Source organism: Ectothiorhodospira mobilis, assembly GCF_900114895.1.
Lineage (GTDB): Bacteria > Pseudomonadota > Gammaproteobacteria > Ectothiorhodospirales > Ectothiorhodospiraceae > Ectothiorhodospira > Ectothiorhodospira mobilis_A.
Genome location: NZ_FOUO01000006.1, coordinates 85,539 through 110,151, shown reverse-complemented (window position 1 = coordinate 110,151; position 24,613 = coordinate 85,539). Strand labels below are relative to the sequence as shown.

Annotated in this window: 27 protein-coding genes and 1 tRNA gene; 16 read left to right on the top strand and 12 right to left on the bottom strand. The window is 69.8% G+C overall.

Features of this window, described 5'->3' with window-relative positions; translation table 11 throughout:
* Positions 1 to 30: 30 nt before the first annotated feature.
* The 3 genes from BM214_RS06450 (at position 31) to BM214_RS06440 (ending at position 1,655) form a co-directional block, all read left to right on the top strand.
* Positions 31 to 810: a tRNA threonylcarbamoyladenosine dehydratase gene (locus BM214_RS06450; RefSeq protein WP_090484695.1), complete on the top strand. Its 780-nt coding sequence runs from the start codon at positions 31 to 33 to the stop codon at positions 808 to 810.
* Positions 811 to 1,134: 324 nt separating this feature from the next.
* The gene (locus tag BM214_RS06445; RefSeq protein ID WP_090484693.1) at positions 1,135 to 1,398 is read left to right on the top strand and encodes a type II toxin-antitoxin system Phd/YefM family antitoxin; all 264 of its coding nucleotides are present in this window, start codon (positions 1,135 to 1,137) and stop codon (positions 1,396 to 1,398) included.
* Positions 1,395 to 1,655 carry a Txe/YoeB family addiction module toxin gene (locus BM214_RS06440; protein ID WP_090484691.1) on the top strand — a complete coding sequence of 87 codons (261 nt, stop codon included), beginning with the start codon at positions 1,395 to 1,397 and terminating at the stop codon, positions 1,653 to 1,655. The genes BM214_RS06445 and BM214_RS06440 overlap by 4 nt, the downstream gene beginning before the upstream one ends.
* Before the next feature lie 22 nt (positions 1,656 to 1,677).
* Here the strand turns inward: BM214_RS06440 and BM214_RS06435 are convergent, their stop codons facing one another.
* Genes BM214_RS06435 through glyQ form a run of 4 tightly spaced genes read right to left on the bottom strand, consistent with a single transcriptional unit; the run spans position 1,678 to position 6,047 of the window.
* Positions 1,678 to 2,487 (bottom strand): lysophospholipid acyltransferase family protein, encoded by an 810-nt coding sequence (locus BM214_RS06435; protein WP_244887871.1) that lies wholly within the window; start codon positions 2,485 to 2,487, stop codon positions 1,678 to 1,680.
* Positions 2,477 to 3,046, bottom strand: a complete 570-nt coding sequence (gene gmhB, locus BM214_RS06430; RefSeq protein ID WP_090484689.1) for a D-glycero-beta-D-manno-heptose 1,7-bisphosphate 7-phosphatase — start codon at positions 3,044 to 3,046, stop codon at positions 2,477 to 2,479. Before gmhB ends, BM214_RS06435 begins: the two co-directional genes overlap by 11 nt.
* Positions 3,043 to 5,115: a glycine--tRNA ligase subunit beta gene (gene glyS, locus BM214_RS06425; RefSeq protein WP_090484687.1), complete on the bottom strand. Its 2,073-nt coding sequence runs from the start codon at positions 5,113 to 5,115 to the stop codon at positions 3,043 to 3,045. The genes gmhB and glyS overlap by 4 nt, the downstream gene beginning before the upstream one ends.
* A complete protein-coding gene (gene glyQ / locus BM214_RS06420) occupies positions 5,112 to 6,047 on the bottom strand; it encodes a glycine--tRNA ligase subunit alpha (protein ID WP_090484685.1) in 936 nt (311 codons plus the stop codon). The genes glyS and glyQ overlap by 4 nt, the downstream gene beginning before the upstream one ends.
* Positions 6,048 to 6,240: 193 nt before the next feature.
* On the opposite strand from glyQ, the gene BM214_RS06415 reads away from it, so the two are divergent.
* The 5 genes from BM214_RS06415 (at position 6,241) to ntrC (ending at position 12,383) form a co-directional block, all read left to right on the top strand.
* On the top strand, positions 6,241 to 7,419 hold the full coding sequence (locus tag BM214_RS06415) for a cation diffusion facilitator family transporter (RefSeq protein ID WP_090484683.1): 1,179 nt from the start codon (positions 6,241 to 6,243) through the stop codon (positions 7,417 to 7,419).
* A 189-nt stretch (positions 7,420 to 7,608) separates the two neighbouring features.
* Positions 7,609 to 9,018 carry a glutamate--ammonia ligase gene (glnA, locus tag BM214_RS06410; protein ID WP_090484681.1) on the top strand — a complete coding sequence of 470 codons (1,410 nt, stop codon included), beginning with the start codon at positions 7,609 to 7,611 and terminating at the stop codon, positions 9,016 to 9,018.
* Positions 9,019 to 9,148: 130 nt separating this feature from the next.
* Positions 9,149 to 9,712, top strand: a complete 564-nt coding sequence (locus BM214_RS06405) for a DUF4124 domain-containing protein (protein ID WP_177217602.1) — start codon at positions 9,149 to 9,151, stop codon at positions 9,710 to 9,712.
* A gap of 153 nt (positions 9,713 to 9,865) precedes the next feature.
* On the top strand, positions 9,866 to 10,939 hold the full coding sequence (glnL, locus tag BM214_RS06400; protein WP_177217601.1) for a nitrogen regulation protein NR(II): 1,074 nt from the start codon (positions 9,866 to 9,868) through the stop codon (positions 10,937 to 10,939).
* On the top strand, positions 10,932 to 12,383 hold the full coding sequence (ntrC, locus tag BM214_RS06395) for a nitrogen regulation protein NR(I) (RefSeq protein ID WP_090484674.1): 1,452 nt from the start codon (positions 10,932 to 10,934) through the stop codon (positions 12,381 to 12,383). The genes glnL and ntrC overlap by 8 nt, the downstream gene beginning before the upstream one ends.
* Positions 12,384 to 12,421: 38 nt before the next feature.
* Here ntrC and BM214_RS06390 read toward each other — a convergent pair whose 3' ends face one another.
* The 4 genes from BM214_RS06390 to BM214_RS06375 all read right to left on the bottom strand — a co-directional run bounded on the left by BM214_RS06390 (position 12,422) and on the right by BM214_RS06375 (position 14,137).
* Positions 12,422 to 12,862: a Fur family transcriptional regulator gene (locus tag BM214_RS06390; RefSeq protein WP_090484672.1), complete on the bottom strand. Its 441-nt coding sequence runs from the start codon at positions 12,860 to 12,862 to the stop codon at positions 12,422 to 12,424.
* 170 nt (positions 12,863 to 13,032) lie between these two features.
* Complete coding sequence (locus BM214_RS06385) at positions 13,033 to 13,446, bottom strand: putative toxin-antitoxin system toxin component, PIN family (protein ID WP_090484670.1); 414 nt, start codon at positions 13,444 to 13,446, stop codon at positions 13,033 to 13,035.
* Positions 13,446 to 13,664, bottom strand: a complete 219-nt coding sequence (locus BM214_RS06380; RefSeq protein ID WP_090484668.1) for an AbrB/MazE/SpoVT family DNA-binding domain-containing protein — start codon at positions 13,662 to 13,664, stop codon at positions 13,446 to 13,448. Before BM214_RS06380 ends, BM214_RS06385 begins: the two co-directional genes overlap by 1 nt.
* Positions 13,665 to 14,063: 399 nt before the next feature.
* Positions 14,064 to 14,137, bottom strand: a tRNA-Gly gene (locus BM214_RS06375).
* 154 nt (positions 14,138 to 14,291) lie between these two features.
* On the opposite strand from BM214_RS06375, the gene thiS reads away from it, so the two are divergent.
* The 3 genes from thiS to trmB all read left to right on the top strand — a co-directional run bounded on the left by thiS (position 14,292) and on the right by trmB (position 16,121).
* Entirely contained in the window at positions 14,292 to 14,492 is a 201-nt protein-coding gene (gene thiS / locus BM214_RS06370) for a sulfur carrier protein ThiS (RefSeq protein WP_090484834.1), read from the top strand.
* Between the two features lie 29 nt (positions 14,493 to 14,521).
* On the top strand, positions 14,522 to 15,334 hold the full coding sequence (locus tag BM214_RS06365) for a thiazole synthase (protein ID WP_090484665.1): 813 nt from the start codon (positions 14,522 to 14,524) through the stop codon (positions 15,332 to 15,334).
* 67 nt (positions 15,335 to 15,401) lie between these two features.
* The gene (gene trmB, locus BM214_RS06360) at positions 15,402 to 16,121 is read left to right on the top strand and encodes a tRNA (guanosine(46)-N7)-methyltransferase TrmB (protein WP_090484663.1); all 720 of its coding nucleotides are present in this window, start codon (positions 15,402 to 15,404) and stop codon (positions 16,119 to 16,121) included.
* 12 nt (positions 16,122 to 16,133) lie between these two features.
* Here the strand turns inward: trmB and BM214_RS06355 are convergent, their stop codons facing one another.
* Positions 16,134 to 16,988 (bottom strand): universal stress protein, encoded by an 855-nt coding sequence (locus BM214_RS06355; protein ID WP_090484661.1) that lies wholly within the window; start codon positions 16,986 to 16,988, stop codon positions 16,134 to 16,136.
* A 206-nt stretch (positions 16,989 to 17,194) separates the two neighbouring features.
* Here BM214_RS06355 and BM214_RS06350 point away from each other — a divergent pair, with 206 nt between their 5' ends.
* The 4 genes from BM214_RS06350 (at position 17,195) to BM214_RS06335 (ending at position 22,273) form a co-directional block, all read left to right on the top strand.
* On the top strand, positions 17,195 to 19,288 hold the full coding sequence (locus BM214_RS06350) for a SulP family inorganic anion transporter (protein WP_090484659.1): 2,094 nt from the start codon (positions 17,195 to 17,197) through the stop codon (positions 19,286 to 19,288).
* Positions 19,289 to 19,588: 300 nt separating this feature from the next.
* Positions 19,589 to 20,485, top strand: a complete 897-nt coding sequence (locus BM214_RS06345; RefSeq protein ID WP_090484658.1) for a phosphoribulokinase — start codon at positions 19,589 to 19,591, stop codon at positions 20,483 to 20,485.
* A gap of 136 nt (positions 20,486 to 20,621) precedes the next feature.
* The gene (locus tag BM214_RS06340; protein WP_090484656.1) at positions 20,622 to 21,656 is read left to right on the top strand and encodes an NADP(H)-dependent aldo-keto reductase; all 1,035 of its coding nucleotides are present in this window, start codon (positions 20,622 to 20,624) and stop codon (positions 21,654 to 21,656) included.
* 53 nt (positions 21,657 to 21,709) lie between these two features.
* A complete protein-coding gene (locus BM214_RS06335; protein WP_090484654.1) occupies positions 21,710 to 22,273 on the top strand; it encodes a thioredoxin family protein in 564 nt (187 codons plus the stop codon).
* Between the two features lie 146 nt (positions 22,274 to 22,419).
* Here the strand turns inward: BM214_RS06335 and pufB are convergent, their stop codons facing one another.
* From pufB to bluB, 3 genes are all read right to left on the bottom strand, one after another.
* Entirely contained in the window at positions 22,420 to 22,560 is a 141-nt protein-coding gene (gene pufB / locus BM214_RS06330) for a light-harvesting antenna LH1, beta subunit (RefSeq protein ID WP_090484652.1), read from the bottom strand.
* An 11-nt stretch (positions 22,561 to 22,571) separates the two neighbouring features.
* Positions 22,572 to 22,757, bottom strand: a complete 186-nt coding sequence (pufA, locus tag BM214_RS06325; protein WP_090484650.1) for a light-harvesting antenna LH1, alpha subunit — start codon at positions 22,755 to 22,757, stop codon at positions 22,572 to 22,574.
* Positions 22,758 to 22,990: 233 nt separating this feature from the next.
* Complete coding sequence (bluB, locus tag BM214_RS06320; protein ID WP_090484648.1) at positions 22,991 to 23,743, bottom strand: 5,6-dimethylbenzimidazole synthase; 753 nt, start codon at positions 23,741 to 23,743, stop codon at positions 22,991 to 22,993.
* A 120-nt stretch (positions 23,744 to 23,863) separates the two neighbouring features.
* Here bluB and BM214_RS06315 point away from each other — a divergent pair, with 120 nt between their 5' ends.
* Entirely contained in the window at positions 23,864 to 24,613 is a 750-nt protein-coding gene (locus BM214_RS06315; RefSeq protein WP_090484647.1) for an SDR family oxidoreductase, read from the top strand.

The following is a 24,613-nucleotide window of genomic DNA, read 5'->3' as shown; positions in this document are numbered from 1 at the left end:
GCCATCGCCTCCCGGAAGCTCCACGCCGCTATGCCCGAACCCATCTACCCCGTACCCCCCATCCACGAACGCACTGCCCAACTGATCGGCACAGGCGGGATGGCGCGCCTGGCGGGCCGTCATGTCTTCATCGCCGGCCTGGGGGGCGTAGGCTCGGCCGCCGCCGAGGCCATGGCCCGGGCCGGAGTGGGCCGCATCACTCTGCTGGATCACGACCGGGTGGGCCCCTCCAACCTCAACCGCCAGCTGGTGGCCCTGCACTCCACCCTGGGCCGGCCCAAGGCCCGGGTCATGGCCGAGCGCATCCGGGACATCAACCCCGACATCCGGGTGACGGTGCACGAGGACTTCCTGCATCCGGAGAACGTGGAGGCCCTGCTGCCTGCGGACGCAGACTTCGTCCTGGACTGCATCGACTCCATCATCTGCAAGGCGGCCCTGGTGCACGCCTGCCAGCGCCGCGATCTCGCCATGGCCTCCAGCATGGGGGCCGGCGGGCGCCTGGACCCCGGGGCCGTGCGCATCGGCCCCCTGGCCGGGACCCAGCGCTGCCCCCTGGCCCGGGAGATGCGCAAGCGCCTGCGCCGCCTGGGGGGACATCTGGACTACACGGTGGTCTACTCCCTGGAGGTGCCGGTCAAGGGTACGGCGCACCAACCCATCGACGGCCAGGCGGGGGGACGGCCCCGGGCGGTGAACGGCAGCATCGCCCACCTGCCGGCCCTGTTCGGCCTGATGCTGGCGGGACACGCCCTGCAACGGCTGCTGGACGCCGGGACGACGCCGGCTGCGATCCCCCTGGCCGACTGAGCCCGCCTGCCAGGGCGGCACCAGGTCTACCCAACCGCGGCTCAGTCACGGTCACGAAGGCTGAGTACGGACAGCCAGAGGCCATCGAGCGTGCCGAGGACGAGGGCGCCACGATAGCCCCAGGATGAACAGGGAGACGACACCGGAGCCGACCCGCTCCGCCGGCCTGCGCCTGGAGCTCGGCGATGGCCTGAACTCTGGCCGCCAGGGTGCCCGGTCTCCTGCTCCCGGGCGTCCCCGAAGAGAGTGCCCCTGCTCGAAGGATTGCTCTGCGCGCGCTCCCCCTTCTAAAATGACACAAAACCTGTCATGTCAGGGGGAGTCATGGAAACCATCAGTTATACGGATGCCCGGAATCACCTGAAGGAGCTCATCGACCGGGTCGGTACGGACCACACCCCCGTGCGGATCGAGCGCCGTGGGGGTAGCGCAGCTGTCCTCATGGCCGAGGAGGACTACACCGGACTGCAGGAAACCCTGTACCTGCTAGGCAACCCCGCCAACGCCGAGCGTCTGCGCCAGGCCCGGGCGCGCGGGGAGGAGGAAGCGGTGTCGCTGGGGGACGCAAGGGACAGGCTCTCGCGGTGAGGCAGATCCTTCTGGATCCGGCTGCCCTGGAAGACCTCCAGTGGTGGCTCCGGCATGATCACCGCACCGCCCGCAAGATTCTGGATTTGATCGAGGAAGCGGCTCGTGACCCTTTCGAGGGACGGGGCAAGCCCGAAGCCCTCAAATTCGAACTTTCGGGCTGCTGGTCCCGGCGGATCAACCTCGAGCACCGGCTGGTTTATGAGGTGAACGAGACCTCCATCCGCGTGCTCGCCTGCCGTTTTCATTACCGCTAGCTGCTGGATTGGCGGGAGTCGGTTATTCAGCGGCCGTGTCCCGCTCCAGGGCCCCGGGGGCGGTGGCCGGGGACGGATCCGGGGTGAGGCCGCAGAGGGCATCGGTGCGGGCCTCGATCCAGGCGGCCACCTCGGCCATGATCTCCCCGGGCTCGCGCCCCTGGGTGGGGATGGGGGGGCCGATCTCCACGTCCACGGTGCCCGGATACTTGAGGAAACTCCCCTTGGGCCAGTACAGGCCGGCGTTATGGGCCACGGGGATCACCGGACGGCCGCTGCGGGCCGCCAGCACCGCCCCGCCCAGCTTGTAGCGCACACGCTCCCCGGGACGGGTGCGGGTCCCCTCCGGGAACACCACCACCCACAGCCCCCGCCCCAGGCGGTCCAGCCCCTGGGTCAGCATCTGCGCCATGGCGCGGCGGCCGGCACGGCGGTCCACGGCGATGGGGTCCATCAGGGCCATGCCCCAGCCGAAGAAGGGGATGCGCATCAACTCCCGCTTGAGCACCCACACCTGGGGCGGGATAAAGCGCTGCAGCACCAGGGTCTCCCAGGCGGACTGGTGCTTGCACATGAGCACCGCCGCCTGGGGCGTCAGGTGCTCGCGTCCGGTGACCCGATAGCGCAGACGGCAGGTGCGCTGCAGCCACCAGGCGTTGAAACGGCTCCACTGGGACATCACCCGGAAGCGCCCGTGCCAGTCCAGGGGCAGGAGCAGGGGCGAGGCCAGGGCGAAGACCACGGTGGACCCGGCCAGGCCGAACCAGAACAGGGCGGAGCGCAGGACCAGCCGGGCCCGGCCCGGGTGGCGGGTCATGGCCTCAGTCCCCATGCCCCGCCTCCTCTGCCAGCAGGTGCTCCACCACCGCCGCCAGATCCGGGAAGACCTCGGTCTGCGCGGGCAGCGCCCCCCGGACCAGGGTGCCCTCGCCTTTGCCGGTGCGCACCAGGATGGGACGGCAGCCGGCGGCCCGGGCCGCCTCCAGGTCCCGGGCCGAATCCCCCACCACCGGGACCCCCTCCAGGGGAACGTCCAGGTCCCGGGCGATGCGATGCAACAGCCCCGGCCGGGGCTTGCGGCAGTCACAGCCGTCCTCGGGCCCGTGGGGGCAATGATGGATGAGGTGGATGCGCCCGCCGGCGGCCTCCACGGCCCGGCGCATGCGTTCGTGGATGGCCTCCAGGGTGGCGGCGTCGAACAGCCCCCGGGCCAGACCGGACTGGTTGGTGGCCACCGCCACGCGCCAGCCCGCCCGGGTCAGGCGGGCGATGGCCTCCAGGCTGCCGGGCAGGGGAATCCATTCCTGGGGCGACTTGATGTAGTCCGGGGAGTCCCGGTTGATGACGCCATCCCGGTCCAGGATGACGAGCCGCGCGCCCTCGCCCGTCACGGCAGCCGCGAGAGGTCGGCCACCCGCAGGAACAGGGCCGCCAGCTGGTTCAGCAGGGCGATGCGGTTATCCCGCAGGGCCGGGTCCTCGGCCATCACCATCACCTGGTCGAAGAAGGCGTCCACCGGCTCGCGCAGGGCCGCCAGGGCGGTGAGGCCGCCGCTGTAATCGCCGCCATCCAGCTGCGCCGTCACCTCCCCCTGCAGGGCCTCCAGGCGCGCGTGCAGGGCCTGCTCCGCCGGTTCCGCCAGCAGGGCGGGATCCACCACCGCGGGCAGTTCCCCCTCCACCTTGCGCAGGATGTTGTGGATGCGCTTGTGGGCCGCCGCCAGGGCCTCCGCCTGGGGCAGGGTGCGGAAGTGCTCCACGGCGCGCACGCGCCGGTCGAAGTCCAGGGGCCGGGTGGGATGCACCGCGCGCACCGCCTCGAACACCTCGGGGCGGATGCCCCGGTCCTGGTAATAGGCCCGCAGCCGCTCCAGCATGTACTCCAGCACCTGGGGCACGGCCGCCGGCGCCGAGACCACCGGGTCGTGCTGGGCGGCGGCCCGCTGCAGCAGGTCCTCCAGGTCCAGGGGCAGACCGGCCTCCACCAGGATGCGCAGCACCCCCAGGGCGGCGCGGCGCAGGCCGAAGGGGTCCTTGGTGCCGCTGGGCTTGAGGCCGATGGCGAAGATCCCCGTGAGGGTGTCCAGGCGATCCGCCAGGGCCAGCACCTGCCCCACCGTATCCGAAGGCAGGGCGTCGCCGGCTTGGCGCGGCAGGTACTGCTCCTCCAGGGCCCGGGCCACGGCCTCGGGCTCGCCGTCGTGCAGGGCGTAATAGCGGCCCATGACCCCCTGCAGCTCGGTGAACTCGTAGACCATCAGGGTCTGCAGGTCGCACTTGCTCAGGCGGGCGGCGCGGCGCACCGGATCCGCCGGGGCGCCCAGGGCCCCGGCCAGGTGCTCCGCCAGGGCCGTCACCCGCTGGGTCTTGTCATACAGCGTGCCCAGCTTCTGCTGGAAGACCACCTGGCGCAGCCCCTCCAGGTGGCTCTCCAGGGGGCGCTTGCGGTCCTGGTTCCAGAAGAACTCGGCATCGGCGAAGCGGGGGCGGATGACCCGCTCGTTGCCCTCGCGCACCCGCTCCAGCTCCCGGGAGTCCACGTTGCTGATGGTGATGAAATGGGGCATGAGCCGGCCCGCATCATCCACCACCGGGAAGTACTTCTGGTTGTCCTGCATGGTGGAGATCAGGGCCTCCTGGGGCACCTCCAGGAAACGGGCGTCGAAGTGGCCCAGCACCGCCACCGGCCATTCCACCAGGGCGGTGACCTCATCCAGCAGCTCGGGCTCCACCACGGCCCGTCCCCCCGCCTCGGCGGCGGCCCGCTCCACCTGGGTGCGGATGACCTCGCGCCGGGCCTCGAAGTCCGCCAGCACATGACCGCGCTGCTCCAGCACCGGCAGATAGTCCGCGGGGGCGGCCAGGGGCAGGGGCTCGGGGTGATGGAAGCGGTGCCCGCGGGTCTCGCCCCCGGCCTGGACCCCCAGGATGGTGGCCGGGATCACCCGGTCCCCCAGCAGCAGCACCACCCAGTGCACCGGGCGCACGAACTCGGCGTCGCCATCCCCCCAGCGCATGCGCTTGGGGATGGGCAGCCCCGCCAGGGCGCCCGCCACCACATCGGGGATCAGATCCTGGGCGGCGCGGCCGGGCTCCACGTGGCGATACACCAGCCAGGCCCCCTTGTCCGTCTCCATGCGTTCCAGATCGGCCACGGCCACGCCGCAGGAACGGGCGAAACCCTCGGCGGCACGGGTGGGCCGGCCCTCGGCATCGAAGGCGGCCTGCACCGCCGGACCGCGGCGCTCCATGGGCCGGTCCGCCTGGCGCAGGGGCACCCCCTGCAGCAACACCGCCAGGCGCCGCGGCGCGGCCAGGCCGCGGGCCCCGGCAGGGGCCAGACCGGCCGCCTCCAGCCCCCGGCGTACGCCGTCGACAAAGGCGTCCCGCAGGGTCGTCAGGGCCTTGGGCGGCAGTTCCTCGGTGCCGATCTCGATCAGCAGGTCGCTGCGCTCGCTCATCGTGCTTCCCCCCCGGCCAGGGCCGTCTGCAGCATGGGGAATCCCAGGGCCTCGCGGGCCTCGTAGTAGGTGCGGGCCACGGCCCGGGCCAGCTCCCGCACCCGCAGGATGTACCGCTGGCGTTCGGTCACGGAGATGGCCCGGCGGGCGTCCAGCAGGTTGAAGGTGTGGGAGGCCTTGAGCATCTGCTCGTAGGCCGGCAGGGGCAGCCCCTGCTCGATGAGATACCGGCTCTGGGCCTCGCAGGTCTCGAACCAGTGAAAGAGCCGGTCCACATCGGCGTGTTCGAAGTTGTAGGTGGACTGCTCCACCTCGTTCTGGTGATAGACATCGCCGTAGGTCACCGCACCCTGGGGGCCCCGGGTCCACACCAGGTCATAGACGCTCTCCACCCCCTGGAGATACATGGCGATGCGCTCCAGGCCGTAGGTGATCTCGCCGCTCACGGGGCGGCAATCCAGGCCGCCCACCTGCTGGAAGTAGGTGAACTGGGTCACCTCCATGCCGTTGAGCCACACCTCCCAGCCCAGGCCCCAGGCCCCCAGGGTGGGGGATTCCCAGTTGTCCTCCACGAAGCGGACATCGTGCACCAGGGGGTCGATGCCCACGGCCCGCAGCGAGCCCAGGTACAGGTCCTGGAAGTCCGGCGGCGAGGGCTTGAGCAGCACCTGGAACTGGTAATAGTGCTGCAGGCGGTTGGGGTTCTCGCCGTAGCGCCCGTCGGTGGGGCGGCGGGAGGGCTGCACGTAGGCGGTGCGCCAGGGCTCGGGGCCCACGGCCCGCAGGAAGGTGGCCCAGTGGAAGGTGCCCGCCCCCATCTCCATGTCGTAGGGCTGGAGCAGCACGCACCCCTGGCGCGCCCAGTAGTCCTGCAGGGCCAGGATCAGGCCCTGGAAGGTGGAGACATCGTACGATGGCGTGGGCGATGACATGGACGGATCCGGCATAGGCGTTGTGGACGAAGGGCGCATTGCGCGCAAAGCCTTGCAGTATAACGGCGGGCGCGCATCGGCGGCCAGCGCCGACCGCCTCCCGGATCGCGGCCGCCCATTGCGCCGCATCACCCCCCGCGGGGCCCGGACGCGGTACCATGGCGGCTCTGCACCCATCACCCTTGCCCGAACCATGCCCACCGGCCTGCCCAGCGAGACCCGCTACCGCGCCATGCGCCGCGTCACCGTCACCGGCGCCGTCACCAACGTCTTTCTGGCGGCGGCCCAGGTGGTGGGGGGCCTGCTGGCCCATTCCCAGGCCCTGGTGGCGGACGGCATGCACACCCTCTCGGACCTGGTGAGCGACATCATGGTCCTGTTCGCCGCGCGCAAGGCCAACGAGGCCGCCGATGCCCGTCACCCCTACGGCCACGGCCGCATCGAGACCCTGGCCACCGTGGCCGTGGGGCTGATCCTGGCGGGGGTGGCCATGGGCATCATCCTGGACGCCGGGCGGCGGCTGCTGTCCGACGGCGGCCTGCTCTCCCCCACCCCCCTGGCCATGGCCCTGGCGGCGCTGGCGGTGGTGGCCAAGGAGGGGCTGTATCACTACACCATGCACGTGGCCCGGCGGGTGCGCTCCAACCTGCTCAAGGCCAACGCCTGGCACCACCGCTCCGACGTGGTCTCCTCCCTGGTGGTGCTGGCGGGGGTGGGCGCCACCCTCCTGGGCGTACCCTCCATGGACGCCGTGGCCGCCATCCTGGTGGCCCTGCTCATCGGCCGCATGGGGGCGCAGCTGATCTGGAACAGCGCCCAGGAGCTCATCGACACCGGGGTAGAGCCGGAAGAACAGCGCCGCATGCTGCGGGCGGTGGGGGCCCTGCGGGACATCCGCGGGGTGCACGCCCTGCGCACCCGGCGCATGGGGGGCACCCTGCTGGCGGACGTGCATGTGCAGGTGCCGCCGCGCATCAGCGTCTCCGAGGGGCACCGCCTCAGCGAGGCGGTGTGCCGGGCCCTGCGGGGGGTACACGAGGAACTGGGGGACATCCTGGTGCACATCGACCCGGAGGACGACCAGTTGCGGGCCCCCAGCAGCCATCTCCCCGGCCGCGCCCAGATCCTGGACCGCCTGCAGCGGGCCTGGGCCGGCGTGCCCGGGGCCCGGTACGTGGAGGACGTGGTCCTGCACTACCTGGACGGCCGCATCCACCTGGAACTGCGCCTGCCCCTGGCCGCCGTCGGGGATGCGGCCGGGGCCCGGGCCCTGGCCCGCCAGCTCATCGCCGCCAGCCGGGAGGTGGAGGACATCGGCCAGGTACAGGTATTCTTCCGCTGCGGGGACCTGTCGCCCCAGGATGGGGCGTGATCGTAGAAGACGCACCATACTGGTGCATCATGTCCTGCCCCTACGCCCCATCATCGCCCGAATCCGGGGGATCCCCCGTACCGCCGGTGATGGCATGGCGCATGCATAGAGCAACGCGACCGTCTTTCATGCGCCCCGCACGGGCGCGGCAGACGCAGGCACTTTACCCAAGCCCCTGGAGGAGCACGCATGTCAGCTTCCGAAGTACTCAAGACCATCAAAGAGAACGGCGTCCGCTTCGTCGACTACCGCTTCGTGGACAGCCGGGGCAAGGAGCAGCACGTCTCCGTGCCGGCCCACACCGTGGACGAGGACGAACTGGAAGGGGGCAAGATGTTCGACGGCTCCTCCATCGCGGGATGGAAGGGCATCAACGAATCGGACATGATCCTCATGCCCGACACCGAGAGCGCCGTCCTGGACCCCTTCTTCGACGAGCCCACCCTGATCATCCGCTGCGACGTGGTGGAACCGGCCACCATGCAGGGCTATGACCGCTGCCCCCGCTCCCTGGCCAAGCGCGCCGAGGCCTACCTGGCCAGCACCGGCATCGCCGACGGCTGCATGTTCGGGCCGGAGAACGAGTTCTTCGTCTTCGACGACATCAAGTGGGGCAACTCCATCCAGGGCAGCTTCTTCCAGATCGACTCCGACGAGGCCTGCTGGAACTCCGAGAAGGTCTTCGAGGACGGCAACATCGGCCACCGCCCCACGGTCAAGGGCGGCTACTTCCCGGTGCCGCCGGTGGACAGCCTGCAGGACCTGCGCTCGGCCATGTGCCTGGCCCTGGAAGAGATGGGCCTGACCACCGAGGTGCACCACCACGAGGTGGCCACCGCCGGGCAGTGCGAGATCGGCGTCGGCCCCGCCGCCCTCACCCGCAAGGCGGACGAGGTGCTGACCCTCAAGTACGTCATCCAGAACGTGGCCCACAACTACGGCAAGACCGCCACCTTCATGCCCAAGCCCCTGGTGGGGGACAACGGCAGCGGCATGCACGTGCACATGTCCCTGTCCAAGGACGGCCAGAACCTGTTCGCCGGCGACAAGTACGGCGGCCTGTCCGAGACCGCCCTGTACTACATCGGCGGCATCATCAAGCACGCCCGCGCCCTGAACGCCTTCACCAACCCGGCCACCAACAGCTACAAGCGCCTGGTGCCCGGCTTCGAGGCCCCGGTGATGCTGGCCTACTCCGCCCGCAACCGTTCCGCCTCCATCCGCATCCCCTGGGTGTCCAGCCCCAAGGCCCGGCGCATCGAGGTGCGCTTCCCCGACTCTGCCGCCAACCCCTACCTGGCCTTCGCGGCCATGCTCATGGCGGGTCTGGACGGCATCCAGAACAAGATCCACCCGGGCGAGGCCATGGACAAGAACCTCTATGACCTGCCCCCGGAGGAGGAGAAGCAGATCCCGCAGGTATGCGCCTCCCTGGACCAGGCCCTGGAGGCCCTGGACAAGGACCGCGAGTTCCTCAAGGCCGGCGGTGTCTTCACCGATGACGTGATCGACGCCTACATCGACCTGAAGATGGAGGACGTCACCCGCCTGCGCATGACCACCCACCCGGTGGAGTTCGATCTGTACTACAGCCTCTGAGCCGGACCTCCCCGGCAGGCATCGACAAACCCCCGGTCATCCGGGGGTTTTTTGTATCCGCCCCCCGGCCCTTGCATGCCGCCGCCGCCGGCCCTATCGTCATGCGATGCCTCGCGCCGGAGATGCCCCCATGCGCCGTCCCACCGCCCTGCCGATGCTGCTGCTGGCCCTGGCCCTGCCGGTCCAGGCCGAGATCTACCGCTGGACCGACGCCGAGGGCCGCACGGTCTACGGCGACACCCCGCCGGAAGGGGTGGAGGCGGCCCGCGTCCGGGTGGACGCCCCCGCCGCCACCACCCCCGGCCTCCCCGAGGCCGAGGCCCGCCGCATCCTGCAGCGCCCCCTGGATGGGGAGGAAGAGGCCTCGGACCAGGGCTACACCCGCGTGCAGATCACCCAGCCCCCCGACGACGGCGTGGTGCGCACCAACACCGGCGAGGTGCAGGTGGCCGTGACCACCGAACCGGCCCTGCAACAGGGGGAGGATCACCGCATCCGCCTGCTGCTGGATGGCCAGGCCATGGGCAGCGGCGCCGGCAACCGCTTCGCCCTCAGCCAGGTGGACCCCGGCACCCACACCCTGCGGGCCGAGGTGATCGACGCCGACGGCACGGTGCTGCAACGCTCCGAGGAGAGCCGCTTCCATCTCCAGCGCACCACCGTGCGGCAGCAGACCCGACCCCGGGACGGCTGAACCGCCGCCTGGAACCCCCGGCACGGCGGGACGCACCGGCCCGTTCCCGCTCTGCCCCAAAATGGTGCATGATGCACCGAACCCCGCCGCCGGCCACCCCGGCCCGGGGCCGCAGGGCGCCCTCTTTGCCCCTGGTTCGTTTCTTGCAGCAGGATGCCCATGACGCCGGATCCCCACCTGCACCGCCATCTCATGGACCACCTCACCACCGCCGTGCTCACGGTGGACGAGGGGCTGCGCCTGGAATTCATGAACCCGGCGGCCGAGATGCTCATGGAGATCAGTCTCAACCGCATCCGCGGCCTGCCCATCCGGGAGCTGCTGCGGGAGGACGAACCCCTGGTGGACAGCCTGCGCCAGTCCCTGGACACCGGCCATCCCTTCACCGAACGGGAACGGGTCCTGGCCCTGCACTACGACCGGGAGATCACCGTGGACCTCACCGTCTCCCCCATCTCGGACCCGGGCCTGCCGCAGCGCCTGCTCATCGAGCTCATCCAGGTGGACCGCCAGCTGCGCATCACCCGGGAGGAGCAGCTCATCAACCAGCAATCCGCCACCCGCGCCCTGCTGCGGGGCCTGGCCCACGAGATCAAGAACCCCCTGGGGGGCCTGCGCGGCGCCGCCCAACTGCTGGAACTGGAACTGCCGGAGGCCGAGCTGCGGGAATACACCCGCATCATCATCGGCGAGGCGGACCGGCTGCAGAACCTGGTGAACCGCATGCTGGGCCCCAACAACCTGCCCCGGCGGCAACACATCAACATCCACAAGGCCCTGGAGCACGTGCGCGGCCTGGTGGCGGCGGAGGCCCCGGCCGGGGTGCGCATGGACACCGACTACGACCCTAGCATCCCGGAGGTGAACGCGGACCAGGACATGCTCATCCAGTCCATCCTCAACCTGGTGCGCAACGCCGTGCAGGCGGTGGGGGAACAGGGCCACGTGCGCCTGCGCACCCGGGTGCTGCGCCAATACACCATCGGCCAGGTGCGCCACAAACTGGTAGCCCTGGTGCAGGTGATCGACGACGGCCCCGGCATCAGCGAGGAGATCCGCGAGCGCATCTTCTTCCCCATGGTGTCCCACCGGGACGGGGGCACCGGCCTTGGGCTGTCCATCGCCCAATCCCTGATCAACCAGCATGGCGGCCTCATCGAGTGCACCTCGCGCCCCGGCCGCACGGTGTTCTCCATGCTGCTGCCCGTGGAGCTGAAGGATGACTGAACACGAGCACATCTGGGTGATCGACGACGACCGCTCCATCCGCTGGGTGCTGGAGCGGGCGCTGAACCGGGCGGGCATCCGCGTCACCTGCTTCGCCGCCGCCGGCGAGGCCCTGGAGGCCCTGGAACGGGAGACCCCCGACGCCCTGCTCACCGACATCCGCATGCCCGGCATGGACGGACTGGAGCTGCTCAGCCGCCTGCAGCGGGACCACCCGCAGCTGCCGGTGATCATCATGACCGCCCATTCCGACCTGGAAAGCGCCGTCTCCGCCTACCAGGGGGGGGCCTTCGAATACCTGCCCAAGCCCTTCGACGTGGACGACGCCATCTCCCTGGTGCGGCGCGCCTGCCAACTGCGGCGGGAACGGGGCCGGGAGGCCCCCGGGGAGGACGACCGCACGCCGGAGATCATCGGCGAGGCCCCGGCCATGCAGGAGGTGTTTCGCGCCATCGGCCGGCTGTCCCGCTCCCACATCACCGTGCTCATCAACGGTGAATCCGGCACCGGCAAGGAACTGGTGGCCCACGCCCTGCACCGCCACAGCCCCCGGGCACAGAAACCCTTCATCGCCCTGAACACCGCCGCCATCCCCCGGGACCTGCTGGAATCGGAGCTCTTCGGCCACGAGAAGGGGGCCTTCACCGGGGCCCAGAACGCCCGCCGGGGCCGCTTCGAGCAGGCCGACGGCGGCACCCTGTTCCTGGACGAGATCGGCGACATGCCGGCGGAACTGCAGACCCGACTGCTGCGGGTGCTGGCGGACGGCGAGTTCTACCGTGTGGGGGGGCATCTGCCGGTGAAGGTGGACGTGCGCATCATTGCCGCCACCCACCAGGACCTGGAGGCCCGGGTGCGGCAAGGGCTCTTTCGCGAGGACCTGTTCCACCGCCTCAACGTCATCCGCATCCACGTGCCCGCGCTGCGGGAGCGGCGGGAGGACATCCCGCTGCTGCTGGACCACTTCCTGGGCGCGGCGGCACGGGAACTGGGGGTGGAGCGCAAGGTGCCCCAGGCGGCGGTGCGCGAGCACCTGGCGGGTCTGGACTGGCCGGGCAACGTGCGCCAGCTGGAGAACCTGTGCCGCTGGCTCACGGTGATGGCCTCGGGACGGGAGATCCACCCGGACGACCTGCCCCCGGAGATGCAAGGACAGGCCGCCCCGGCGCAAGGGGAGGCGGCGGACTGGGAGTCGGGGCTGGCCCGGTGGGCGGAACGGGAACTGGCCCGGGGCGGACCGCCCCTGCTGGAGCGGGCCCTGCCGGCCTTCGAACGGGTGATGATCCGCACCGCCCTGGAGCGTACCGGCGGGCGGCGTCAGGACGCGGCCAGGCTGCTGGGCTGGGGCCGCAACACCCTGACCCGCAAGATCAACGAACTGCACATGGACCCCGGGGGGGAGCCGGGCGGAAACTCCGGCAACGACGGCGCCGGGATGGACTGAGGGATCGGGGGCCATCGCCGCCCCGCGCCGGCGGCGGTTTACTCCCCGGCCTCCTGGCGCACGCGGATGATCACATCCACCCCCTGCACCCGCGCCCCCTCGGGCAGGTCCGGCAGGGGACCGATGTCCACCTGCCCCAGCTCCACATCCCGCAGCTGCCCCGAATCCATGTCGAACAGGTGGTGATGGGGCGAGGTGTTGGAATCGTAGAAGAGCTTGGAGGGGTCCACCACGATCTCCCGCACCAGCCCCTTGCGGGCGAACAGGCCCAGGGTGTTGTACACCGTGGCCTTGGAGACCAGGGACTCCCGGGCGTTCACCCGGGCCAGGACCTGCTCCGCGGAGAGATGCTGGGGGCGCTCGAAGAGCACCCGGGCGATCTCCACCCGCTGCTGCGTGGGGGTGATGCCATGGTCGCGCAGCCGCCGGATGACGGCCTCACGCCCCGGCTTTCCGGACTGTACGCTGTGATCGGTCATGGCGGGGATTATAATCCAACCCTGGACAAAGTCCAGTTCCCGTCTGCGCACAGACAGCGGTTGGGGCGCTCTGCGCGGGTCATGGGTGCGGTTTGCTTCACGGTGGCCATCTCGTGGTCGCTCCATGATCCCCCGACCCGGCGGCGTCCATCCCCCTCACCTTCGGCGGATCACTTGCGCCGGGCTGCAAACGATTCGGCGGTCATGATCAGGCCCGGAAAGGCCTCTCGCATGGCGAGGATGTCCGCATCACCCGTGATCAGCGCATCCGCCTTGCCGCAGTGCGCAAGAACCAGAAACACCTGGTCCTTCCCATCACGGCAGGCCGGCAGATCCGGCCATGGCGTCGGCAATTCCACCACATCGGCGTAGGGCAGGAAATCCGCCAACAATTCCTGCTGCTCCGATGCCGAGAGCCTGAACTTGGGATAGGCCAGGACGCGCAGGAGCTCACCTGCCGTCTCCCTGCAGACCAGCGGTTGCAACCGTTGGCGCTGCCATGCATGGCGTATCCAGGCCAGGCGTCCGGCATTGAACAGGAGCGCCGACAGCACGACATTGGTGTCGAGGACGAGCCGGGGCATCACCGCCGTGCCCAGGCCACCGCATCCTCGACATCCTGCTCGGTGATCCCAAGCTTCTCCAGCTTCTCACGCACGGCCTGGGCCTTCTGAACCCGCACCGGCGTCAGGACGATCCGGCCGTTCTCGACGGTCACGTCGAAATACTCCGCGGCATCCACGCCGGATATCGCCGCCTTGGGCAACGTGATCTGATTCTTTGACGTGAGCTTGGCGAGCATGGGAATCTCCTGGAGACCTTCCAAGGAAATCTTACTTCCTTACCTCATTGCAGACAATGATGGACTTCGCACCAAGGTTTCACGGCTACTGCGGTTTCAAACCGGTTTGAAACGCCTGACTCGGTGAGAAACACGGGATGCCCCATCGGCCACCGTCGAAGGAAACCGGTATGACCAGGCCCATGGGTATTCGTCAGGGGAAGCGCCGGGTTGGTGCCGAAAGACGCACGGTAGCGCTTGCCGCCCCACGAGAGGCACGAGCGCTACGCCTTGGCACCGGTGGCTGAGAGGGTGGATTCAGCGGGACGTCTGGGGCTCGGCATTTTCGGAAAAACCGAACCTTGACAGGGACTTGCAACCATCCATGGACTTCACTGGATCGCCATGGAGCGTTGAAATTGGAGCGGGTGATGGGAATCGAACCCACGTCATCAGCTTGGGAAGCTGAGGTTCTACCATTGAACTACACCCGCGCTTGGGTCCATATTCTACGGCCTTCCGCCCGCGTTCTCAACGGGGTCCCGGGGGGACCCGCGGGCGGGTCACCGCCCCTTCCCATGGGCGATGACACGGGCGAAGATTTACCATAGTATTTTAATCCCCTTTATGGCAGACAAGACCCCCATGATGGAACTGACCGTCAACGGTGAGACCCACCGGGTGCCCGAAGAGACCACGGCCCAGATGCTCCTGGAACGGCTCGGGCTCACCGGCCGCCGGCTGGCCATGGAGGTCAACGGCGAACTGGTGCCCCGCAGCACCTTCCCCGAGCACCGCTTCGCCCCCGGAGACCGCGTCGAGATCGTCCAGGCGATCGGCGGCGGTTGATCCTCCACCCCGACTACGACGAAAGGCCCATGTCAAGCACAGCCGCAGCACAGCACACCCCCGCCGACGACCGCCTGGTGGTGGCGGGCACCGCCTACGACTCCCGCCTGCTGGTGGGTACGGGCAAGTACAAGGACCACGACGAGACCCGCCGCGCCATCGAGGCCAGCGGGGCACAGATCGTCACCGTGGCCATCCGCCGCACCAACATCGGCCAGAACCCGGATGAACCCAATCTGCTGGAGGTCCTGCCCCCGGATCGGTTCACCATCCTGCCCAACACCGCCGGCTGCTACACCGCCGAGGACGCGGTGCGCACCTGCCGCCTGGCCCGGGAACTGCTGGACGGGCACAAGCTGGTGAAGCTGGAGGTGCTGGGGGACGAGAAGACCCTCTACCCCGACATGGTGCAGACCCTGAAGGCCGCGGAGACCCTGGTGGCCGACGGCTTTGACGTCATGGTCTACACCAGCGACGACCCCATCCTGGCCCGCCGCCTGGAGGAGATGGGCTGCGCCGCCGTCATGCCCCTGGCCGCCCCCATCGGCTCGGGCCTGGGCATTCAGAACCGCTACAACGTGCTGGAGATCGTGGACAACGCCCGGGTTCCGGTGATCGTGGACGCCGGCGTGGGCACCGCCTCCGACGCCGCCATCGCCATGGAAATGGGCTGCGACGGGGTGCTCATGAACACCGCCATCGCCGCCGCCAAGGACCCGGTGCTCATGGCCTCGGCCATGAAAAAGGCCATCGAGGCCGGACGCGAGGCCTTCCGCGCCGGGCGCATGCCCCGCAAGCGCTATGCCTCCGCCTCCTCCCCCCTGGACGGCACCTTCTTCTAAAGGCCCCCATCCCCGCCCCCCGGCACCGCGCCGGCGGGGCGGCTCCGGCCACGCATCCCCCTGCCCCATGAGCCAAAGCGAAGACACCCCCGCCCATCACCGGCCCATCCGCAGCTTCGTGCGCCGCGAAGGCCGCCTCACCCCGGGGCAGCAGCGCGCCCTGGAGCGCCACTGGCCCCGCTGGGGGGTGGAGCCCGGCCACGGGCCCCTGGACCTGGAGGCCCTGTTCGGCCGCCGCGCCCCGGTGACCCTGGAGATCGGCTTTGGCAACGGCGAATCCCTGGCGCAGATGGCGGCGGCGGACCCGCAGCGGGACTTTCTCGGCGTGGAGGTGCACCGCCCCGGCGTGGGCCACCTGCTGCAGCGGCTGGAGGACCTGGGCCTGGACAACGTGCGCGTGGCCTGCCACGACGCGGTGGAACTGGTGCGGGAGCAGATCCCGGAGGCGGGCCTGGACTGCGTGCAGGTCTTCTTCCCCGATCCCTGGCCGAAGAAGCGCCATCACAAGCGCCGCCTCATCCAGCCGGCGTTCGTGCAGCAACTGCGCCGCTGCCTGCGCCCCGGGGGGCGCCTGCACCTGGCCACCGACTGGGAGGACTACGCCCGGCACATGATGGAGGTAATGACCGCCGCCGAGGGCTTCGTCAACACGGCCCCGCAGGGCGGGTTCGCCCCCCGGGGCCACCGGCCCCTGACCAAGTTCGAGCAGCGGGGACAGGGGCTGGGGCACGGGGTGTGGGACCTGGTCTTTCAGCGCACGGAGACGGATACGCCGCCACCGTGCTGAGGCCGGGCGGGTTTATTTCACCACCATCACCGGACACGGGGTGTGGGTCACCACGCGCTCGGCGACGCTGCCCATGAGCAGCCGCTCCAGGCCCCCGTGGCCGTGGCTGCCCACCACCACCAGGTCGGCGCCGCGGCGCTGGGCGGTCTCCACGATCACGGTCTCGGGCCGGCCCTGCTCCACCATCCCCTCCAGGGTCACGCCGCTGCCCGCCAGCTCCGGCTTGAGCAGGTCCAGCACCCGCTGCACCGCCTCACCGGCGGCGGCCCGCTCCGCGTCCGGGTCCTCGGGACGTGCCACCGACAGCACCGTCAGGGGCACCCCGCCCACCCGAGCCAGTTCGGCCGCCATGGCGCAGGCGGCGTCCGCGGCACGGGAGCCGTCGGTGGCCACCAGGATATGCCGCCGCGGCTCCCGCACCTCCGGCGGCACCGCCAGCACGCTGCAGGGGGCATGACCCACGATGCGGGCGGTGGAATCCCCCATCACCAGCCGGGCCAGGGGGCCGCGGCGGCGGCGGCCCACCACCACGCAGTCCACCCGGGACTCGTCCGCCTCCTGCACCACGGCCACGTAGGGGTCCACGCCGTGGCGCACCCGCGTGCCACAGGGGATGCCCCGCCCCCGGGCCTGGCCCGCCAGGGCCTCCAGGTCCTCCCGGGCGGCGGCCGTCTCCGCCTCCACCCGTTCCGGGGCCATGGACTCGTACTCCGGATTGGTGAGCACCACCCGCATGAGCAGCAGCTCGGCGCCATGGGCCGCGGCCAGATCCAGGGCCAGGGCCCCGGCCCCGGCGCTGGATTCGCCGCCCCCCGTGGCCAGCAGGAGGCGCTGCAGGCGCCCCACCGGCGAGAGTCTGGTTGCCATGACACCACCTCCGGGCTGGATGCAATGCCCACAGCATAGCCAGACGGAGCGGCCATCACCAGGGCCCGCCCTTTCCACAAATCGCAAAAACCGGTAGACTTATATATTATTGATTCATACATATATAACAATTTGCGAGATCAGCGCCGCCCGCCCCCGGGGCGGTCCCACCGGGCCTCGCCGCGTCTGCCACAGTGGAATCCACGATGAAATACTGGCTCTACCGTCTGCTGCCCTTCCTCAGCTGGTTCCCCATGTCGTCCCAAAGCGTCCGGGCCGACCTCCTGGCCGGCATCAGCGTGGCCATGATCCTCGTCCCCCAGGGCATGGCCTACGCCACCCTGGCGGGGCTGCCGGTGGTCTACGGCCTCTACGCCTCCGCCATCCCGGCCATCGTCGGCTCCCTCTGGGGTTCCTCCCGCTTCCTGCACACCGGGCCGGTGGCCATGATCTCCCTGCTCTCGGCCGCCTCCCTGGCCCCCTTCGCCGTGGCGGGCTCGGAGCAATTCATCCAGCTCTCCATCCTGCTGGCCCTGCTGGTGGGGATCCTGCGCCTGCTGCTGGGGCTGTTCCGCCTCGGGGTGCTCATGAACTTCGTCTCCCAGCCGGTGATCGTGGGCTTCACCAATGCCGCCGCCCTCATCATCGGGCTGTCCCTGCTCAACACCTTCTTCAACGTCCCCAAACCGGACACCGGCACCTTTCTCACGGACTTCGTCGGCGTGCTGGCCCAGCTGCCCCAGGCCCACTGGCCCACGGTGGCCTTCGGCGCCGGCACCCTGGCCTTCCTCATCCTGCAAAGCCGCCTGCTGCCCCGCCTGCCCGGGGTCCTGGTGGTGGTGGTGGCGGGCACCCTGCTGAGCGCCGCCACCGGCTTTGAGCAGAAGCAGACCGTGGATCTGGCGCAGGTGCAGGCCCCCCAGGCCCGCGCCCTCTTTGGCGAACTCTCCCGGGTGCGGTCGGACCTGGAGCGCACCTCCGAGGCCCTGGGCCAGGCCCGCGCCCGGCTGCGGCAACGGGAGCGGGCCGGGGAGGTGCCGCCGGAACTGGCGGTACGGGTGGCGGGGCTGGAGGCGGAGGAGCGGCGCCTCAAGGAGCGGCGCAGCCGCCTGCGCGTCGCCGCCCACGACCGGGCCCTCACCCGCGTCCCCCGGGACGGCGGCGGCGCGGCCTTTCACCTTCGCGAGCCCGGGGATGCGGGGGCGCCCTGGCGCCTGGCCGGGTTCCGGGAGGGGCGACCGGTACTCTCCGCGGGCGGTGAGGTGGTGGGCACCATCCCCCGGGGCCTGCCCAGCTTCCAGCTCCCCGTATTGCAGTGGGACGTGATCCCCGCCCTGCTGCCCGCCGCCGCGGTCATGGCCCTCATTGGCTTCATGGAGGCCACCTCCATCTCCCGCGCCCTGGCGGCCCGCAACCGGGAGAAGCTCAACCCCAACCAGGAACTCATCGGCCAGGGCCTGGCCAACATCGTGGGCAGCTTCTTCCAGTCCTTCTCCGTGAGCGGTTCCTTCTCCCGCTCGGCGGTGGCCGCCCGCGCCGGGGCCCGCAGCGGGCTGTTCGCCGTGGTGAGCGCCGCCGGGGTGATCCTCACCATGCTCTTTCTCACCCCGTACCTGTATCACCTGCCCCAGGCGGTGCTGGCGGCCATCGTCATGTCCGCCGTCTTCGGCCTGCTGGACTTCCGCACCCTGGGGCGTTACTGGAAGGTGAGCCGCGCCGACGGCCTGGCGGGCTTTCTCACCTTCGCCGTCACCCTGTACATGGCCCCCAACCTGGCCGCGGGGGTGATCGTGGGCACCGCCCTGGCCAGCCTGGTCTTCCTCATCGGCACGGTGCGCCCCCGCTACGAGATCCGCCCCCTGCGGGCGGACGGCTCCCCGGCCGGATCCATCACCAACGGCGACAGCGAGCCGGCCCACGCCGACTTCGTCACCCTGCGCTTCGACGCCTCTTTGGTGTTCATGAACGCGGCCCATTTCGAGGAGGCGGTGATGGACGCCATCGCCCGGCACCCGGAGGCCCGCGCCCTGCTGGTCATGGGCCACAGCCTCAACCGCATCGACGCCTCCGGCATCGAACGCATCCGCGGTCTTATCACGGACCTGAAGGCGGCGGAATGCACCCTGATGTTCAGCGGCCTGAAAAGGCCCGTGGAGGCGGCCATGGAACGGGCGGGGCTGCTGGACGAGATCGGCCGCGAGCATGTCTTCCCCAGCTTCCGCGAGGCCCTGGCCCGGCTCCAGCCCGGGGAGGCGACATCCCCCGCCACACCCCCCCCGGCCCGGTCCGGGGACGACTGATCCGCCCCGGACCCCGGCGGGGCCCTGCTTGCCCCGCGCCCGGGCGATGGTGTACCAATAGCCCCGCAACGCCTCCCTGGCCGACCCGGCAGACGCCTCCCTGCCGCCGCCGCCCGATCCCCCCGGGGACGGCCGTGCCGGCAGGGCCCCCGCGGGCGTCCGTCTGGTGTTCTAAGAATATTCCGTTCAGACTAGGGCCCAGGATCCGCGAACAACAAGATCAGTCCCCCGGCCCGGCCCGGGGGACCCAAGACAACAGCGCACCGCATTCAACCATCGGGAAAACTGAGGAGTATATAGATGTCGAAGAAACATCCGATCCTGGCCGTCACCGGTTCCTCCGGCGCCGGAACCTCCACCGTCAAGAATGCCTTCGAGCACATCTTCCGCCGCGAGAAGATCAACCCGGTGATCATCGAGGGGGACAGCTTCCACCGCTACAACCGGGTGGAGATGAAGCAGGCCATGAAGGAGGCCGCCGCCCAGGGCAACAACCACTTCAGCCATTTCGGGCCCGAGGCCAACCTGTTCGACAAGCTGGAGGAGACCTTCCAGGTCTACGGCGAGACCGGGCGCGGCAAGAAGCGCTACTACATCCACAGCCAGGAAGAGGCGGAACAGCACAACGCCCGCCTGGGCACCAGCCTCAAGGCCGGGGAGTTCACCCCCTGGGAGGACATGCCCGAAAACACCGACCTGCTGTTCTACGAGGGCCTGCACGGCCTGGTGGCCGACCAGGACGCGAACGTGAACGTGGCCCAGCACGTGGACCTGGGGATCGGCGTGGTGCCCATCGTCAACCTGGAATGGATCCAGAAGATCTTCCGCGACAGCGCCGAGCGCGGCTACACCGCCGAGGCCATCGTGGACACCATGCTGCGGCGCATGCCCGACTACGTGCACTACATCACGCCGCAGTTCTCCAAGACCGACATCAACTTCCAGCGCGTACCCACGGTGGACACCTCCAACCCCTTCATCGCACGGGACATCCCCACCCCGGACGAGAGCCTTGTGGTGATCCGCTTCCGCAACCCGAAGAGGTTCGGCGTGGACTTCCCCTATCTTTTGAACATGATCCACGACTCCTTCATGTCGCGCCGCAACACCATCGTCGTGCCCGGCGGCAAGATGGGCCTGGCCATGGAGATCATCCTGGCCCCCATCATCTCCGACATGCTCAAGCAGCGCGGCTGACCCCCCGGCGGGGACGCATCCCCGTCCCCGCCGACCCTCCCGATCCACCTCGTCCCGCACCCCGCGGGGCCAGGGGCTTGTCCGCATGCCCCGGGGCATGGACACTGGAAGCGTCATCCCGCAACCGGAGAAGCCCATGCAGACCCATCCCCTGGGGGATACCGACATCCACGTCAGCCGCATCTGTCTCGGCACCATGACCTGGGGCGAGCAGAACACCGAGGCCGAGGCCCACAGCCAGCTGGACCGGGCGGTGGAGCGCGGCATCCAGTTCATCGACACCGCCGAGATGTACCCCGTACCCCCCCGGGCGGAGACCCAGGGGCAAACGGAACGCTACCTGGGCACCTGGCTGGCCCGGCGCGGGCGGCGGGACGACCTGGTCCTGGCCTCCAAGGTGACCGGACCCGGGGAACACTTCAGCTACCTGCGCGGCGGCCCGCAGCTCACCCGGGACCACCTGGAACGGGCCCTGCACGACAGCCTCCAGCGCCTGCAAACCGACTACCTGGACCTCTACCAGGTGCACTGGCCCGCGCGCCAGGCCAACTACTTCGGTCGCCTGGGCTACGTGCACGATCCCGAAGACCAACCCACCCCCATCGAAGAGACCCTGAAGGTGCTGGCGGACTTCGTGCGCGCGGGCAAGGTGCGTGCCATCGGCATCTCCAACGAGACCCCCTGGGGCCTGATGCAGTACCTGCGCCTGGCGGAGCAGGCCGGCCTGCCCCGGGTGGTTTCCATCCAGAACCCCTACAGCCTGCTCAACCGCAGCTTCGAGGTGGGCCTGGCGGAGATGGCCATCCGGGAACGGGTGGGGCTGCTGGCCTACTCCCCCCTGGCCTTCGGGGTGCTCAGCGGCAAGTACCTGGACGCCAGCCCGCCGGACGGCCGCGTCACCCTGTACAGCCGCTTCAGCCGCTATTCCGGCGACACGGCCACGGCGGCCACCCGCGCCTATGTGGACATCGCCCGCCGCCACGGCCTCTCCCCGGCGCGCATGGCCCTGGCCTTCTGCCACAGCCGGCCCTTTGTCACCAGCACCATCATCGGCGCCACGAAGCCGGAGCAGCTGGAGGAGGACATGGACAGCCTGGACGACGTCCTGAGCGACGAGGTGCTGGCGGAGATCGAGGCGGTGCACGCCCGCTACCCGATCCCCTGCCCCTGAGACCAGCGGGAGCCTAAGGTCCCGCAAAACCACCATCCACAGGAGGACACCCCATGGCACGAACCGAATCCAATGCGGTGGAACTGGGCACCATCGCCCCTGACTTCGCCCTGCCCGACCCGTCCACGGGCCGCACCGTCTCCCTGGACGACTTTCCCGACGCCAGGGGCTACTGCATCGCCTTCATCTGCAACCACTGCCCCTTCGTGCAGCTCATCCGCCACGAGTTCGCCCGCTTCGGCCGGGCCTACAGCGACCAGGGTATGGCGGTGATCGCCATCAACAGCAACGACGCAAAGAACTTCCCCGAGGACAGCCCGGAGAAGATGCGGGATGAGGCCCGCCGCTTCGGCTACACCTTCCCGTATCTCTTCGACGAGACCCAGGAGGTGGCCCGGGCCTACCAGGCGGCCTGCACGCCGGACTTCTTCCTCTTCGACGCCGACCGGCGCCTGGTCTACCACGGGCAGTTCGACGACGCCCGCCCCGGCAGCGATGTCCCGGTGACCGGCCAGGACCTGCGGGCGGCGGCGGACGCCCTGCTGGAGGGACGTCCCGTCCCGGCGGAGCAAAGACCCAGCCTGGGCTGCAACATCAAGTGGAAGGAGGGGGCCTGACCGGGGCCCTCCCCCGGCTGCGGCCGGGCCGCGCACAAAAAAACGGAGGGGCCGGATCCCCGACGGCATCCCTGGATTCAGGGCATGCCGCGGGGTCCGAACCCCTCCACAGAACCGCCGTTGCCAGTGAACGGCAGCTCAGGACCTTAGTAGAAAGGTCTCCACAGGAACACGAGGAAGTGGGCAGCGGCCGCCAGCACCATGAACACGGTGAAGGTGGTCTTGAACTGCTCGTGGAATTCCAGCGCCTGTTCTTCGGTCAGACCGGAGATGCTGTTCTCATTCATGATCGATTACCTCACTCGGACGCTTCGTAGGTCAGCGGGTTGTAGTTGTCGTTGCTGTACACGAAGCCGTGAACAGCCAGGGCGACCACCAGCACGGCCATCAGGATGGGCATCAGCCAGGTGCCGGGGTTGACCACCAGCCACAGCTTCCAGTCATCCCGCGGATTGCTCGGCTTCCTCGCTCTGTATTCGCTCATGTTCTAAGCCCTCTTTGGTTTGAGCTACTTGCGTGTACCCGATCCGGATCGTCGCGAAGAAAAACCCGAATCAAAGTCCGGGTGTAAGTCTAGGCTGCCGCCATGGCATGTCAATGGCCCCTGACAGGGCGCCCGGGCCAGCACGACAAAAGCTTGAGCCAGGTCAAGCAACCGGGCCAGCGCCCTGGCCCAGGCGCCCACATCCATCCCCGGCGGCGCCAAGGCCCGGCCGCTCAAAGGGGCACCTCCCCCTTCTCCGCCCTGGCCTGGCAGGCCCGCAGGGCCTTGAGCAGGCCCTGATCCCCCGCCCCGGCGGCCTCCCCGCCCCAGGTATCGAAATGCACCAGATCGGTCACCGGCAGACGCTCGCGCCAACCGGCGGACTCCAGCTCCGGACGGTCCTTGAACTCGCTGACCCGGCCGATGCACAGGTAGGCCACGGGGACGATGCGCTCGGGCAGCCCCAGGATCCCGCGCAGTTCCGCGGGGTGCAGGATGCTCACCCAGCCCACCCCCAGACCCTCGCTGCGGGCGGCGAGCCACAGGTTCTCCACGGCGCAGGCGACGCTGTACAGGTCCATGGCCGGATCGTGGGTGCGCCCGATCACCACCGGCCCCGCCCGCTCCGGATCGCAGGTGATGCACAGGTTCACGGGGGACTCCAGGATCCCCTCCAGCTTGAGCCCCTGGTAGAGCCGGCGCCGCTCCCCCTCGAACATCCCGGCGGCCTCCGCGTTGGCCCGGGTGAAGGCCTCGTGCACCCGCGCCTTCACCCCCGGATCCCGCACCACCACGAAGCTCCAGGGCTGCATGAACCCCACCGAAGGGGCGAAGTGGGCGGCGGTGAGGATGCGCGCCAGCACGGGATCCGGCACCGGGTCCGGCAGGAACTGGCCGCGCACATCGCGCCGCAGCAGGATGTTGCGGTAGATGGCCTCGCGCTGGGATGCGCCGAAGGCGTGGTCCGGTGTCTCGTGGTCTGGCATGGCCTGCGCTCCTGAGTTGGGTTTCCCGGCATCATACCGGCAGGGCGCTCCGGCGTTGAGCTGCCCCCGGCGGCGGCTGCTATCCTCGGGAAGGACAGGACATCCCCGGAGGCCGCCACCATGACCCAAGCCCGCGTCGCCTTGATCACCGGGGCCGCCCGCGGCATCGGCCTGGGCATCGCCCGCCGGCTGGTGGAAGGCGGCTGGCAGGTGGTGCTGGCGGACCGGGATGCACCGGCCTGCGAACGGGCCGCCGCCCACCTGGGCGGGGCGGCCATGGCCATCTCCCTGGACGTGCGTGATGAAGCGGCCATCCGGGACCTGGCGCGCACCCTGGAAGCACGGTACGAGGGCCTGGACGGCCTGGTGAACAATGCCGGTGTGGCCGACCCCATCTGCGGCCCCATCGAGACCCTGGAACTGGAGCGCTGGAATCAGTGGATCGAGACCAATCTCACCGGCCCCTTCCTGATGTGCAAACACACCCTGCCCCTGCTGCGCAGCCGCCGCGGGGCCATCGTCCACATCGGCTCCACCCGGGCGCTGCAGTCCGAGCCCCACACCGAGGCCTACGCCGCCAGCAAGGGGGGGCTCGCGGCCTTTACCCACGCCCTGGCGGTGAGCGCGGGGCCGGAGGTGCGCGTGAACGCCATCCACCCGGGATGGATCGACACCCGCCCCGAGACGGAGCGACGCAATGAACCCCTGCGCCCCGTGGATCACCGCCAGCACCCGGTGGGGCGCGTGGGGGAGCCGGCGGACGTGGCCGCCCTGGCCGCCTTCCTGCTGGGCCCCGAGGCGGGGTTCATCACCGGCCAGGCCTGGGCGGTGGACGGCGGCATGACCCGGCGCATGATCTACGCCGAGTGA